A 14686-nucleotide genomic window follows, 5' to 3' on the forward strand; every position below is an offset into this window, starting at 1 on the left:
ACTTTAACTTTTTACAGCAGCAAGGCTTGCCTTTAATTGTTCCAGCAGGTCATCTTTATCTGTGGTTTTTTTCCTGCGCTTAACGGGAGCCGGTTTTTCACCTTTTTTAGCCGCCGCTTTCTTTTTAATCATCTTTACCAGCTCTTCCTTATAGGTGTCTTTATACTTTTCAGGTTCAAATTTGCCTGTAAGCTGTTCTATAATACTGGTTGCCATATCCAGTTCTTTCTTGGATATTTTAATATCTGAAGGAAGGTTTACCTCGCCTGTATCCCTTAACTCATCATTAAAACGTATCTGTATGAGTAATATGGCATCTTCTTCAACCTTTAAAATGCCTAAATGCTGTGTAGTGCGCATTACAAAGCGGCATAGCCCTACCTTGCCCGATTTTTTAAGTGCATCCCTAAGCAGTGCATATACTTTTTTGGCTTCTTTTGCAGGCTCCGTTATATAAGGTTTTTCAAGATATTGGGGAGGGATTTCTTCCTCTTTTACAAATTCAAAAATATCAACAGTCTGTGTTTTTTCAGGTGCTATTGCAGCAAAGTCGCTTTTATCCAAAATAACATAATCACCGTTTTCTTTCCGGTATCCTTTTGCTATATCATCCCAGGGCACTTCTTTGCCATCTTTTTTACAAACCCGCACATACTGTATAGGGCATTTATCCTTTTGCCTTATCATATCCAGGTCGATACGGTGGGCTGTAGCACCACTGTATAATTTTATAGGTATGTTTACTAGCCCAAAACTTATACTGCCTTTCCAGATAGCTTTCATAATTAAAACATTTTATGCCTACTAAATTTAGCAAGCAATTGTTTTACAACCTATTATTTTAATACTACTTTCACAGTCGGCAAATAAAAAAAGCACACCTTTCAGTGTGCTTTTTTTATTAAACTTTTCAGTTTTTATTCTTCGCTGTCATCTTCTTCATGCGCTTCAAAATTAATGTCATTGTACGCATTTTCAGTTAAAGTCATGTCAGCCTGTTTTTCTTCTTCAAGGGTTTGGTGCAGTAATTCTGCCGCTTCATCCTGTCCCAAAGTTTTAGCAAATGCACAAATAGTACCGTAGGTAGCAATTTCATAATGCTCAATTTTTTGTGAAGCGGCTATAATACCTGCATCCCTTACCGGGCCGGGTTCTGTGCTTTTTAATATGTCTTCACCTTCCTTGATTAAACCATCCATGGCATCGCATTTTTTTCCTGAAGCTTTTTTACCTGCAAGTTCAAATACTTTTTCAAGCCTTGAAACCTGTTCTTCTGTAACTGTAATATGTTCTTCAATAGCACTTACAAGACTTTCAGAAGATGCATTTTTAGCCATTTTTGGTAGAGCTTTCAATAAAGCCTTTTCAGCCCAGTATATGTCTTTAAGGCAGTCAATATATAATTCTTTAAGGCCTTCAGCGGCGGTTGATTTTGCCTTAACTTTTCTTCCGCCTGTTGTGGAAGATTTTGAAGAAGACGAACTTGTTTTGCTTGTACTTTTGTTAGAAGTTTTTGTTGCTGTTTTCATAATTAATAGAATTTAAGTTGGAAATTGTATTTATAAAAAGTGTTTTTTAATTTGTAACTACACTAACAAATTTAGCCATTGAATAACGCGGGGATATTAATTATATCCTAAAAAACAGTACTCTAACAAATAATTAACTCCTTGTAAATTAATTGCTAAAACAATCAGACTTAGCTTTGTGTTTATGAAAAAAGCTTTTGACCCAATTATAGATGAAAACAGCAGGCTCCTTATACTCGGCACAATGCCGGGAGAAAAATCTTTGCAGTTACAGCAGTATTACGGAAACAGGGGAAACCAGTTCTGGAAAATACTTTTCAGTATATTAAATGAACCCTTCAGCATGGAATATAACGACCGCAAGCTCCTTCTTAAGAAAAACGGTATAGCTTTATGGGATGTACTGCAATTTTGCGAAAGGACAGGCAGCCTGGACAGCAATATTAAAAATGAACTGCCTAATGATTTTGATGCCTTTTATGATAAATATAAAAACATAAAGTATGTACTTTTTTCAAGTAAAAATGCAGCAGCCTATTATGATAAGTATGTTAAACGCAAACCTCATTTAACTTATGATGTGCTCCCTTCACCCAGCGGAGCAAACGCTACTAAACCGTTAAGTGAAAAAATGCTGATTTGGGGACAAAAAATTTTGCCACTGCTCCATTAAATGTAACAGTGGCAAAAATCAGCTTAAAACAATATATGTTATGACATAAAATATCTTTTAAGCTTTCGTTGCCTGTAACTTTTCAGTGTTGTTTTTACTAACTGTTTCAGCTTGTTTTTTAAGATATTACTCTTCATAATATTATGGTTTAGTTGCATGGTGCAAGTTGGTTATTTTTAAATGGAAAAGTTTTAAACTTTTATTAAAACTTCATTAATAAATGAGTTTTAACAGTTGCGGAATGTTATAACAAAATCGTTTTTAATTGTAAATATTTGTGATAAATTTTGTAATCAAATATTCTATATTTGAAAGTTATATACACAACTAAAAAATAAGAGATGAAAAAAGTTTTGTTATTGTTGCTTTTTTCCGTTAACTGCCTGGCGCAGGTTAATAACTTTGTACTGAAGAATGATGATGTAGTATGGGAAAATGTGTTTATAACCGACCAGAAAAATATACCTGAACTGATTACCCAACACCCTAAGCTAAAAATTGTATCTTCAACCGGGGCAGTTTATAAAGGCCGTGGGTTCGAAATAAAACATACCTGCCAGGATAGCCCTTCCTATATGACAAATGAGTTGAATTTTGATTTTGAAATAGAACTGGCCGAAGGGAAATATCGTGTTACTGTATATAATATCCAGTACACCGAGCGTGAAAAAGTGAATATAAAACACTATACTTCTGAAAGGAAAACTTTAAAATCTGATAAAGAAACAATTACTGCACTTAATTGCTTGGACAGCTATTTTAATAAGCTGTTTACACTCGCCACTTTGTATAAAAATAAACTTTAATTTAATTGATAACGTTATATTTTATTTAACTTAACAATTGTTCAATTATTTTTTGTACCTTTACTTCATTGAAAATCAACTATTTTAATAGTTGCATTATAATTTATTTTACTATGGAAAACAGCGTTTTATAAAAAAGGGCTTCATAGTCCTTTAAATCACACAAGTAGTCAATCAATTAAAAAACCCGGGATTATGAGAATATTCAGTCTGATTTTATCAATCGTTACCTTTTTAGTTACATTATTTTTTTTGATAACTGACTTTCCTGTTTTAAACAGCCTTAATGGTTTTGTGTACTTTTCACTGCTTATAATTTTATTGATGATTTGTGTTACAGGCATAATAATAAACATGCCGGTTTACAACAGGATACACAATAAATTTAAGATAAGCTACAGTAAACATTAACTAATATTTTTAAACGATTGCTGTTTAAACAGTTACTTTTATAATAAACTTAAAATTGTTTATTATGGAAAAGCCGTTTGGAAATAAAAGAGATGAGGAACTGCAGGAGCAGCAGCGTAACAAAACAGCCACTAAGCATATGGCTGATAATGACGAGCGCCAAAACAATATCCGTCAGTCAAAACAAAACAGTATAACACAGTCAGAATCTCCGAAAGAAAGTACTGAATCATTAACAAGTAAAGAGCAGGGCAGGGCAGATAGCCTACCTGTAGAAGAAAAAAACAGGAGAAAATTGAAAGATGAACAGGATACTGATTTTGGTATAGAATAAAAAAAGAGGCTTTTAAAGCCTCTTTTTTTATATTAAACCGCGATATTATTTCGACTGGTTTTTCATTTCTTTTTCAATCATATCATAAAACTGGTCAATTTTAGGAAGAATAAGTATTCTTGTCCTTCTGTTTCTTGCCCTTCCATCAGCTGAAGTGTTTTCAGCAAGCGGTACATATTCGCCCCTTCCTGCAGCAACAAGGCGCTTAGGGTCTATATTAAAGTCTTTTTGAAGTATCCTTACTATAGATGTGGCACGTTTAACACTTAAATCCCAGTTATCCTGTAATACAGGGTTTTTAATAGGCACATTATCAGTGTGGCCTTCTACCATGCATTCAAAATCCGGTTTGTCCTTAACTATGGCAGCAACTTTTCCTAAAATTTCTTTAGCCCTGTCGCTAACCTCATAGCTGCCGCTTTTAAATAAAAGTTTATCGGCTATTGAGATATATACTACACCTTTCTCTACATTAACCTGAATATCCGGGTCATTTATTCCTACAGCCCTTTTTATGCTGGTAACAAGTGCTAGAGTAACCGAATCTTTACGTGTAAGCGCATCCTGCAGTCTTGTAATCTTCAGGTCTTTTTCTTTAAGGCTTTCCAAAGATTTTTCAAGGTTTTCAGCTCCTTTTGATGATAAGGTAGTTATATTGCCCATGGTGTTCATAAGCTCATTCTTATCTTTTCTAAGGTCAGCAACCTGGGTGGTCAGCATGTCTTTTTCAGTAAGGCAGTTATTAAGCTTTACTGTTGCAGTGTTAAGCAAATCCTGTATTTCCTTGTTCTTTGCTTCAAGTTCTGCTATCTTCTTTTTAGACCCGCATGATGTAAGGGTAATAGCAGCAAGAGTTAATGTTAGAATGGTTCTTTTCATAAGCATCAATTTAAAATTTTTAACAAAATTACGGATTATTAGTACAAATATTAACGGCTAAAGCTATAAACTATTGTTAAAAATACTTGCAAATAGTTTGCCATTTTTAGCATAATACAGCCATATAATACTCTTTATTTTGTAGTAATTTTTGTATTGTTTTGATTGTCTTTTATTTATGAAATAAAATATTTTCAAATAAAAGTAATAGTGCGCTTTTAAGATGGCCCATATGTGGTTTAGCTTTCCTTGGGTAAGGAATCGGAATGCCGCAGCGCCGTCAAAGGCAAGCCTTACAAAAAATGTAGCAAAAGCTTGTTTTGCCGGCACATTTTTAACCATCATCCACAATGAATTCCTGAAATTAAGATAAGTTTTCCTGGGGCTGCTGGTGGCAAGGGTAGCACCACCCATGTGGAAAATGTGTGATTTTCCACAATACCTCACCTTGTAATTGGTATTGAATGCACGCCAACACAGGTCAATTTCTTCCTGGTGTGCAAAAAAGTCTTCATCAAAACCACCCAGTTCCCAAAACACTTTTTTCCTTATAAAGAAACAAGCACCTGATGCCCAGAATATATCTGCATCGTCATCATACTGGCCCATATCCTGTTCAATAGTTTCAAATATCCTGCCCCTGCAAAATGGGAAGCCGTACTTATCAATAAAGCCGCCTGCCGCCCCGGCATATTCAAAATGGCTCCGGTTATAATAGTCCAGTATTTTTGGTTGTGCTATTGCAATCTCTTCATCACTTTCAAATAGGCCCAGTAACGGCTCCAGCCAGTTTTCTGTAACTTCCACATCCGAATTTAAAAGCACATATATATCTTCTTCTACCTCTTTAAGGCATTCATTATAGCCTTTGGCAAAGCCATAATTTTTGCTGTTTCTTATAATTTTTACTTCAGGAAAAGCTGAGGCAACAAATGTTACGGAATCATCTGTTGAGGCGTTATCCGCTACATATATGGCTGCTCCATCAGAATATCTGATAACAAATGGTAAAAATTGTTCCAGCAATTGTTTTCCATTCCAGTTTAATATTACTACGGCAATGCTTTTCATGGGGCAGGTTTGTATTCAGGCAGGTCCGGCAAAAATTGATACCTTTCCTGCTCATGGTCCATTTGGCAAAAGTAATGATTTAGCCCGTTTGTTACCATCATATAAGCAGCATTAAGCGTCATGTTATATCGCGCTATCTGGTCAAATGTATTTTGGGATATGGTTACCCCCGGAGCTTTACATTCTACAAGTAACAATATTTTTCCATCAGGTTGATAAACAACAACATCATATCTTTTTATTAAACCATTTATTTTAATAATTTTTTCCACATTAATGTGTTGCTTAGGATATTTTTTTTCTGTTAACAAAAACTGTACAACGTGCTGCCTCACCCATTCTTCGGGAGTAAGGAGGATAAATTTTTTACGGACGGCATCAAAAATAGCCACCTTATTTTCACTATTTTTGAAACGGAATGTGTACTGTGGAAAATTCAGTTTTTGCATCAGGCAAATTTAATATAAAATAATTGCAACGCTAAAGTGGACGAAGTAGTAAGGATAGTTAACAATATAAAACAGGGCGATATTAAGCCAATATATTTTTTAATGGGTGAAGAACCTTATTATATTGATAAGCTGACCGAATTTATTGAAGACAACATACTGCCTGAAGAAGAAAAAGGATTTAACCAAATGGTGATTTATGGGAAGGATGTAACGGTTGAAGAAGTAATTTCAAGCGCAAGGCGCTATCCAATGATGGCTGAAAGGCAGGTGGTAATTGTAAAAGAGGCACAGGAACTTTCGCGCACAATAGACAGGCTTGAAAGTTATGCTGAAAACCCGCAGCCCACTACAGTGCTTGTATTCGCCTACAAGTACAAAACACTTGATAAGCGTAAAAAAGTTACCAAGCTGATAGAGAAAAGTGGTGTGGTATATGAAAGCAAAAAGCTTTATGAAAACCAGGTGGCCGACTGGATAAGGAGGGTGCTTTCCGGCAAGAAATATAATATAGAGCCTAAAGCATCCGCCATGTTAGTTGAATTTTTAGGCAATGACCTTAGCCGGATAAGTAATGAACTGGATAAGCTGGCTATTATTCTGCCGGAAGGCAGCACTATTACCCCAAAACATATTGAAGATAATATAGGTATCAGTAAAGATTATAATGTATTTGAACTGCGAAAAGCCATAGGCGAAAAAGACCAGCTTAAAGCTTATAAAATAGCCGACTATTTTACCCAGAACCCTAAAGATAACCCGCTCGTAGTTACTACAGGACTGGTATTCGGCTTTTTCTCCCAGCTTTTATTATACCATGGATTAAAGGATAAAAGCCCCGGCAATGCGGCAAAAGTATTAAAGGTTAATCCCTTTTTCCTTAAAGACTATGATATTGCATTACGCAATTACCCTATGAAAAAAGTAAGTGCAATAGTTTCCGCGCTAAGGGATATAGATGTTAAAAGCAAAGGTGTGGGGGCAAACTCAATTTCACAGGGCTACCTGCTTAAAGAAATGCTGGTGAAAATTTTTGCCTGAGTTTTAAGTAAACACTAAGAAGCCAAACATTTTTTATTCAACATATAATCACGATATTTGCAGGCTAAATCAAACAGAGCTAGAAATTATGGCAATGAATAAAAATACCATCTTTGGGTGGGCCTCTTTTTTTATGTTTCTTATTGGCGCAGCGTTAATACTGCTGGGCGTTTTAAAATATAAAGATTATGCTATTGGCTTTTCAGTAGCCGGCATAGGTTTTTTTGCTATTTCCTGGGCATTTAATGCCCTTAAGGGAAGGGTGTAATTATTAATTAACTTACCAAAACATAATTTACATGTCTGACGATAAGAAAGTAATATTTTCAATGTCCCGGGTTAGTAAAACCTATCAGGGCACAAATAAACAGGTACTTAAGGATATTTATTTAAGCTTTTTCTATGGGGCTAAAATTGGTATTCTTGGTTTAAATGGTTCGGGTAAATCTACATTGCTGAAAATTATTGCCGGTGTAGATAAAAGCTACCAGGGCGATGTTGTATTTTCACCCGGCTACACTGTAGGCTACCTTGAGCAGGAACCACAGCTTGATGAAAACAAAACAGTTATTGAAGTAGTTCGGGAAGGTGTTGCCGAAACTGTGGCCATACTGGACGAGTTTAATAAAATAAACGATATGTTCGGCCTGCCGGAGGTTTATGAGGATGCAGATAAAATGCAAAAGCTTATGGACCGCCAGGCTGAATTGCAGGATAAAATTGACGCTTCCGGTGCATGGGAACTTGATACAAAACTTGAAATTGCAATGGATGCCCTGCGCACACCGGAGCCGGATACTCCTATAAAAGTACTTTCGGGTGGTGAAAAACGCCGCGTTGCATTGTGCCGTTTATTATTGCAGCAACCGGATGTGTTATTGCTGGATGAGCCTACCAACCACCTTGATGCCGAAAGCGTACTATGGCTGGAGCAGCATTTGCAGCAATATCAGGGAACGGTTATAGCCGTAACGCATGACCGTTATTTTCTTGATAATGTAGCAGGCTGGATACTGGAACTGGACAGGGGCGAAGGCATACCTTGGAAAGGAAATTATTCATCATGGCTTGACCAGAAAGCGAAACGCCTTGAGCAGGAGGAAAAAACAGCTTCCAAACGCAGGAAAACTTTAGAGCGTGAGCTTGAGTGGGTAAGGCAGGGTGCTAAAGGACGCCAAACTAAGCAAAAAGCACGTTTGCAAAGCTATGACAGGCTTTTGAATGAAGACCAGAAACAACTTGAAGAAAAACTGGAACTGTATATTCCTAATGGGCCAAGGCTGGGCACAAATGTTATTGAGGCAAAAGGTGTTGCCAAAGCATTTGGAGATAAATTACTGTATGACAATCTTAATTTTACTTTGCCACAGGCAGGGATAGTAGGAATTATAGGACCAAATGGAGCTGGTAAAACTACAATATTCCGTATGATAATGGGTGAAGAGCAGCCGGATAAAGGTGAGTTTGAAGTAGGGGATACCGTGAAAATAGCATATGTTGACCAAAGCCATTCTGATATTGACCCTAACAAATCTATTTGGGAAAACTTTTGCGACGGGCAGGAGCTAATTATGATGGGGGGCAGGCAGGTAAACAGCCGTGCCTACCTTAGCCGTTTTAACTTTAGCGGAAGTGACCAAAATAAAAAAGTAAGCACATTATCAGGTGGTGAACGCAACAGGCTTCACCTTGCCATGACCTTAAAAGAAGAGGGGAACGTATTGCTGCTGGATGAGCCAACAAACGACCTTGACGTGAACACGCTGCGTGCGCTGGAAGAGGGATTGGATAATTTTGCAGGCTGTGCGGTTATAATCAGCCACGACCGATGGTTTTTAGACAGGGTTTGCACACACATCCTGGCATTTGAAGGCGATTCGGAAGTATATTTCTTTGAAGGTAGTTTCTCAGAATATGAGGAAAACAGGAAAAAACGTTTGGGTACCGATATTACTCCTAAACGCATTAAATATAAAAAGCTGATAAGAGGCTAAAAAAATAAAACCCGCTTAAAGCGGGTTTTATTTTTTATATCAATTAACTATATGATTAAAACTTATAGCGGATACCTAAGGCAATATCCGGTCCGAAATCATCCTCACGGAAATCTTCCCCAAAATAAATTTCCGGCCTGAAGTCTAACGATAATTGTAATGGAATATCAAAATTATATTCTATACCAATATTACCGGCAATGAATACAAAAGTACCGCTGTCATCGTCATCCGAGTGAGGAAAATCATCATCAAAGCTCCAGGTACCTAAACCTCCACCTACACCGGCATACCAGTTAAAGCCACCTTCAATATTCCATACCCATTGGTAAAGACCTGTAAGTTTAAAAGCATCATAGTGGTCAGAGTCGCGCCATCCTAAATCAACTTCCAGCCTGTTATTATCTGAAAGAAGGCGTTGGTATGATACTTCGCCACCAAAACCGTCGTTATCACCCAAACGTAGTCCCAGTGCATTTCTTCTGCCTTCCTGTGCGTTAGCGGTTAAGGCAATGGCCAAAAGCATAAAAGCTGATAAAAATAATTTCTTCATAAATGATTTTTTTGGTTATTGTCTTAAGCAAAGATATAGCCTTGATTTTTTTGAAAATAACATATTTTCAAATATTTAACATCTTTACAGTGCGTGCAGCCGTAAGAAAATCATTTATAATTGGTAAACTACTGATTAGTATCTATGTTATGTTTTTTCATTAGCGCAGTTATAAATTGCTGCCCTATCAATGTCTCCATTTCAAAATATTCTTCCTCTTCATTTACGGTTTTTTCATGTACATACCTGTAAAGCTTCCAGCGTTTTTTATTGTATTCCAACGCGGTAAGATTTTCTATCCAGTCGCCCGAATTTAAATAGGTTACTGCGCCTTTCTTGTTTTCTTTCCGGGTAATAACAGGCTCATGTATATGCCCGCAGACTACATAGTCATAATTATTCTCAATGGCAAGGTCGGCAGCCGTATTCTCAAAATCAGAGATAAACTTTACTGCCTTTTTTACGCTTGCCTTTATCCTTTTTGAAAGCGAGTAAGGCTCTTTTCCCATTTTTACCAGTACCCAATTGATGAACCTGTTTAACAAAATAAGATAGTCATACCCAATACTGCCAAGTTTTGCAATCCACTTTGCATGGTTTACAGAACTATCAAACACATCACCATGGAAAAACCATGCTTTTTTACCGTCAAGTTCCAGTACAACTTTGTCAACTATCGAAAAGTTGCCCATATGGGTATCGCTGAATTTTCTGAGCATTTCGTCATGGTTGCCGGTTATATAGTAAACTTTAGTACCCTTTGATGCAAAATCAAGAAGCTTTTTTACAACCTTCATATGTGATTTAGGGAAATAGGACTTCCTGAATTGCCATATATCTATAATATCGCCATTAAGGATTAAAGTTTTAGGTTTGATGGTAGAAAGGTAAGCAAGAAGTTCTTTTGCGTGGCAGCCGTAAGTTCCTAAATGAACATCTGACAGGACTACAAGATCAATAATCTTTTTTTTCATGAGATGTTTTCTGCAAAATACAACCATACATATAAACAGGCATTTAATAAATTATTAAGTTATAGTTTAAAAACAGGGCATAATATTAATTTTAAAAGTAAAGGATATGGTTTACATTTGTTTAAAACATAACATATGGGCGGAAATACACTTGGTAACAGATTTAGACTGACAACTTTTGGAGAATCGCACGGTGAAGCAGTAGGAGGTGTGATAGACGGCTGCCCTGCCGGTATTTTATTAGATATTGAACTGATACAAAAAGAGCTTGACAGGCGTAAACCAGGACAGTCAGCTATAGTATCACAACGAAGGGAAGATGATAAGGTAGAAATACTTTCAGGTGTATTTGAAGGTAAAACAACAGGCGCCCCCATAGGATTTATAGTCAGGAATGAAAACCAGAAACCAAAAGATTATTCCCATATTAAAGATGTTTACAGGCCTTCGCATGCCGATTATACCTACGAAAAGAAATATGGTATAAGGGATTACAGGGGCGGGGGAAGGAGTTCTGCCCGGGAAACTGTAAGCAGGGTAGTAGGCGGTGCTGTTGCAAAACAGGTGTTGCCTGATATAAAAATAAATGCATTTGTATCATCTGTTGGAGATATCTTTATAGATAAACCCTATCAGGCACTGGATTTTTCGCTGACAGAAAGTAATGCTGTGCGATGCCCTGACCCGGCAACTGCAAAAAAAATGGAAGAGTATATAAAACAGGTAAGGAAAGAAGGCGATACTGTTGGTGGTACAATAACCTGTGTTATACAAAATGTACCCGCAGGGCTGGGCGAGCCTGTATTTGATAAACTTCATGCTGAATTAGGAAAAGCAATGCTTTCAATAAATGCAGTAAAGGGCTTTGAATATGGTAGCGGCTTTTGCGGCGCAAAAATGAAAGGCAGTGAGCATAACGACCTTTTTAATGAGGACGGCAGTACAAAAACCAATTTGTCAGGAGGGATACAGGGAGGTATTAGTAACGGGATGGATATATATTTTAGAGTGGCTTTTAAGCCTGTTGCCACAATTATGCAGCCGCAGCAAACAATAAATAGTGAAAATAAAATAGTAGAAATGCAGGGAAAGGGTAGGCACGACCCTTGTGTTGTACCAAGGGCGGTGCCTATTGTTGAAGCAATGGCCGCTTTGGTATTAGTTAATTATTATTTATTACATTCTTAAATTTAACGAAACAATTAAATTGTATAAAATTTTTCGCAAATAAACCTAAGGTAATATATTTTTATTATTTTTGGGATAATTTTAAAACTATCATCATGAAAAAACAATTACTTTTAGGAGCTTTTATTTTAGGCTCTATTTTTGCCACGAAAGCGCAAACCGGTGCTTCCTGTGCAACAGCTATACCGATTACAACTAATGGAACTAAAACAGCATCAAGTATAAATGGTACATTTGGTGCTTACTGTTTAGATTCCAGGACAAACATTAAAGCTATATGGTATACATACACTGCAACTACTAACGGAGAAGTTACTATTTCAAGTGACCTTCCAGTAAATAATGGTACTTTATATACGAATGACACAAGGGTTTCCGTATTAAGAGGAGCTACATGTTCAACCCTTGAGGCTTGTATAGGTACAAATGATGACGTAAGTGCAACAAATTACCTAAGCACATTAACTTTTCCTGTTGAAGCAGGGCAAACTTACTGGATACAGTGGGATAACTATTGGAAGATACCTTCTACAATGGGTTTTCAATTTACATTTAACTTTAATGCAGTTTCATGTGTAAGACCAGGTAATTTTGACTTCTACTTACCGGACTCATACAGTACAACAGGTGCAAGCCTATACTGGGATCAGTCTATAGGTTCACCTGCTAATTATGAAGTTGACTGGAGTACTGATTTAGCAGCAGCTCCTGGTACAGGTACTATTGTAAGCGTTCCGGCAGGCAATCTTGATTATGCTGTGGCTCCTTTATCAGGATTACCGGCTTCTTCTAACTTCAGGTATTATGTAAGAGCTACTTGTAGTGCTATGTCATCCAGTGGCTGGCAAGGGCCTTTTTATGGTTACCTTGCAAAAACAGGTAGTTTTACGCATACATTTAATGCGGCAGATAACTATGAAAATGGTTTTATAGGTGATTTTAATTTATTTGTTGCATCTGGTACATCAAATCCAGCTAACTATGCTGATGGTGGAGCAGGTGGTGTTGTATATTCATTTAACAGTGCAACAGCAGCATCTGATGAGTGGGGCTTTTCAAGAGGTATCCAGGTAGCTGCAGGTACTCAGGTAACAATCAATTACAAAACAAGGCTATTTGCTTCAGGTATTGCAGCTCCAATGACTATGGACCTTACTGTAGGTACTGCACAATCTGTAGCTGCTCAAACTACTGTTATCCAGTCTAAGTCGCTTACAGGAACTGCATCATATACAGCACATACTGCAACATGGACAGCGCCAACAACAGGTGTTTATTATTTTGGTTTCCACAATAATTCACCAATGAATTCAACCTCAACAGCAATATTTTTAGATACAATTGAGTTTATACAGGCTCCGGCAGGAACTAATGATTTCCTTTCATCTCAGTTGTCAGTATTCCCTAATCCTACTTCTAACGTAATCAATATTACTAACAGCAACAATATACTTGTTGAGGGTATCGAAATAATTGACTTAAACGGACGTACAGTTAAAACAATTAAGTTTGATGGCGTTGCTGAAGCTCAGGTTAATGTTTCTGACCTTTCTGCAGGTGTTTACATGATGAACATATCTTCGGACAAAGGTTCTGTTACTAAGAAAATTGTTAAGCAATAATTAAAGCTTACAGCATATAAAAAAAGGCTCCCAAAAAGGGAGCCTTTTTTATTTTAATTATTAAAGTTTTAAGCAATAGTTGAAAAAGAACACTATGCCTTGTTAAACTTACAAGCTTATTTATAAATTAATTTGTGGATGAATGCTAAACCTTTCTCACTTAAATCCCAATTTGATACTTCTGCATCTACAATTTCTTTGTGCTTCTTATGAATATCACGCAGCGAATTTCCTATTGATTTAGCCAGATATATGCTGTCAGTATGTTTGTTACTGTTGATAAGGCTAACTGCTTCCGCTGGATTCTCCTTAAAATAATCCCTACCGGTCCAAATGCGCAAGCCTTCGGTTACTGCCCTTTTTACGTTGGTATTATTGTGGGCCAGCCAAAACTTTATTTTTGGGAGAGAATTTTCATAACCTTTTATTTTACAGTAATTATCAAAAGCTTTGGCCAACATTTCCTGTACGCGCCAATTTTTGTCATTTGAAATGGTTTCTTCAAGGATATGCAAGGCTTCAGAATTATTAGCCGCTAATGCTCCAAATAAATAGGTTCCCAACATGCGGATTTGATAGGGTTGTTGCGGTTCAATAAAAGTCTGAGCCAATTCCATAGGTTTCAAAACAGAATCTTTCAGGATTATTTCGCCTGCATCTATAATGTGGTTAAATCCGTGTTCAATACCTGTAATTTTATCTAATAACTTTTTTACGGCTGTCATGGTTAAAGTAAAGCTTGATGTTTTATAAAAATTTAGCTTTCATTTCCGGAGTTGGTATCATGCACTCATTTTTTTTCCCATACCATTTATAGCGGTTTTTGGCAACATAGTCATATACACTATTAGTTATTTTTTTGGGAAGTAATGAAAATATAGCCATCGCTGTATATACACCTCCCAGTTCTTTGGCAATATTTATAGCAGCTTCAGCTTTATAGTAATATGCTTTTCCTGGCTCATATAATATTATAGAATCTGTTTTTGAGGTATCAACTCCTATATAACTTATAATTTCTTTTCCTAATTCGGACTGTAATTGTACAAAACGGAAAACATCGTTCTTATCTTTTTTGATAATGAACTGCACTGTGGCATCACATAAATTGCATACGCCATCAAACAATATTATCTTTTTATTTACAGGCAGTTTTTCCATA

At 36.7% G+C, this 14686-nt stretch carries 17 protein-coding genes; 8 read left to right on the forward strand and 9 right to left on the reverse strand.

The annotated features are described in order from the left end of the window. Positions 1 to 3: 3 nt before the first annotated feature. Both GSF09_RS00650 and GSF09_RS00655 read right to left on the reverse strand, forming a co-directional pair. Positions 4 to 783, reverse strand: coding sequence for a Ku protein (locus tag GSF09_RS00650; protein ID WP_159798993.1), 780 nt, complete (start codon positions 781 to 783; stop codon positions 4 to 6). A 134-nt stretch (positions 784 to 917) separates the two neighbouring features. Next, positions 918 to 1529: a ferritin-like domain-containing protein gene (locus GSF09_RS00655; RefSeq protein ID WP_159798994.1), complete on the reverse strand. Its 612-nt coding sequence runs from the start codon at positions 1527 to 1529 to the stop codon at positions 918 to 920. A 184-nt stretch (positions 1530 to 1713) separates the two neighbouring features. Between GSF09_RS00655 and GSF09_RS00660 the strand changes: the two genes are divergently transcribed. The 3 genes from GSF09_RS00660 (at position 1714) to GSF09_RS00670 (ending at position 3753) form a co-directional block, all read left to right on the forward strand. Continuing rightward, the gene (locus GSF09_RS00660) at positions 1714 to 2202 is read left to right on the forward strand and encodes a DNA-deoxyinosine glycosylase (protein WP_159798995.1); all 489 of its coding nucleotides are present in this window, start codon (positions 1714 to 1716) and stop codon (positions 2200 to 2202) included. A gap of 341 nt (positions 2203 to 2543) precedes the next feature. Beyond that, complete coding sequence (locus GSF09_RS00665) at positions 2544 to 3008, forward strand: hypothetical protein (RefSeq protein WP_159798996.1); 465 nt, start codon at positions 2544 to 2546, stop codon at positions 3006 to 3008. Positions 3009 to 3483: 475 nt separating this feature from the next. Continuing rightward, positions 3484 to 3753, forward strand: coding sequence for a hypothetical protein (locus GSF09_RS00670; RefSeq protein ID WP_159798997.1), 270 nt, complete (start codon positions 3484 to 3486; stop codon positions 3751 to 3753). Between the two features lie 45 nt (positions 3754 to 3798). Here GSF09_RS00670 and GSF09_RS00675 read toward each other — a convergent pair whose 3' ends face one another. The 3 genes from GSF09_RS00675 to GSF09_RS00685 form a co-directional block, all read right to left on the reverse strand. Beyond that, positions 3799 to 4632, reverse strand: coding sequence for an OmpA family protein (locus tag GSF09_RS00675; protein ID WP_159798998.1), 834 nt, complete (start codon positions 4630 to 4632; stop codon positions 3799 to 3801). Between the two features lie 63 nt (positions 4633 to 4695). After that, positions 4696 to 5703, reverse strand: a complete 1008-nt coding sequence (locus GSF09_RS00680) for a glycosyltransferase family 2 protein (protein ID WP_159798999.1) — start codon at positions 5701 to 5703, stop codon at positions 4696 to 4698. Further along, on the reverse strand, positions 5700 to 6152 hold the full coding sequence (locus GSF09_RS00685) for a type I restriction enzyme HsdR N-terminal domain-containing protein (protein WP_159799000.1): 453 nt from the start codon (positions 6150 to 6152) through the stop codon (positions 5700 to 5702). The genes GSF09_RS00680 and GSF09_RS00685 overlap by 4 nt, the downstream gene beginning before the upstream one ends. Positions 6153 to 6188: 36 nt before the next feature. On the opposite strand from GSF09_RS00685, the gene holA reads away from it, so the two are divergent. The 3 genes from holA to ettA all read left to right on the forward strand — a co-directional run bounded on the left by holA (position 6189) and on the right by ettA (position 9187). Then, positions 6189 to 7193 carry a DNA polymerase III subunit delta gene (gene holA / locus GSF09_RS00690; RefSeq protein ID WP_159799001.1) on the forward strand — a complete coding sequence of 335 codons (1005 nt, stop codon included), beginning with the start codon at positions 6189 to 6191 and terminating at the stop codon, positions 7191 to 7193. A gap of 88 nt (positions 7194 to 7281) precedes the next feature. Next, entirely contained in the window at positions 7282 to 7461 is a 180-nt protein-coding gene (locus tag GSF09_RS00695; RefSeq protein WP_159799002.1) for a CAL67264 family membrane protein, read from the forward strand. 31 nt (positions 7462 to 7492) lie between these two features. Continuing rightward, positions 7493 to 9187 carry an energy-dependent translational throttle protein EttA gene (ettA, locus tag GSF09_RS00700; RefSeq protein ID WP_159799003.1) on the forward strand — a complete coding sequence of 565 codons (1695 nt, stop codon included), beginning with the start codon at positions 7493 to 7495 and terminating at the stop codon, positions 9185 to 9187. A 55-nt stretch (positions 9188 to 9242) separates the two neighbouring features. On the opposite strand, the gene GSF09_RS00705 is transcribed toward ettA, so the two are convergent. Both GSF09_RS00705 and GSF09_RS00710 read right to left on the reverse strand, forming a co-directional pair. Next, positions 9243 to 9740, reverse strand: coding sequence for a hypothetical protein (locus GSF09_RS00705; RefSeq protein ID WP_159799004.1), 498 nt, complete (start codon positions 9738 to 9740; stop codon positions 9243 to 9245). A gap of 128 nt (positions 9741 to 9868) precedes the next feature. Further along, complete coding sequence (locus GSF09_RS00710; protein WP_159799005.1) at positions 9869 to 10714, reverse strand: UDP-2,3-diacylglucosamine diphosphatase; 846 nt, start codon at positions 10712 to 10714, stop codon at positions 9869 to 9871. A gap of 135 nt (positions 10715 to 10849) precedes the next feature. Here GSF09_RS00710 and aroC point away from each other — a divergent pair, with 135 nt between their 5' ends. Both aroC and GSF09_RS00720 read left to right on the forward strand, forming a co-directional pair. Further along, positions 10850 to 11902 (forward strand): chorismate synthase, encoded by a 1053-nt coding sequence (aroC, locus tag GSF09_RS00715; RefSeq protein WP_159799006.1) that lies wholly within the window; start codon positions 10850 to 10852, stop codon positions 11900 to 11902. Positions 11903 to 11997: 95 nt separating this feature from the next. Beyond that, positions 11998 to 13524, forward strand: coding sequence for a T9SS type A sorting domain-containing protein (locus tag GSF09_RS00720; RefSeq protein ID WP_159799007.1), 1527 nt, complete (start codon positions 11998 to 12000; stop codon positions 13522 to 13524). A gap of 116 nt (positions 13525 to 13640) precedes the next feature. Here GSF09_RS00720 and GSF09_RS00725 read toward each other — a convergent pair whose 3' ends face one another. Continuing rightward, complete coding sequence (locus GSF09_RS00725; protein WP_159799008.1) at positions 13641 to 14249, reverse strand: DNA alkylation repair protein; 609 nt, start codon at positions 14247 to 14249, stop codon at positions 13641 to 13643. Positions 14250 to 14271: 22 nt separating this feature from the next. After that, entirely contained in the window at positions 14272 to 14685 is a 414-nt protein-coding gene (locus GSF09_RS00730) for a thiol-disulfide oxidoreductase DCC family protein (RefSeq protein ID WP_159799009.1), read from the reverse strand. Position 14686 lies beyond the last annotated feature (1 nt).

It is taken from the genome of Flavobacterium sp. MK4S-17 (assembly GCF_009848495.1).
Taxonomy (GTDB): Bacteria; Bacteroidota; Bacteroidia; order Flavobacteriales; family Flavobacteriaceae; genus Flavobacterium.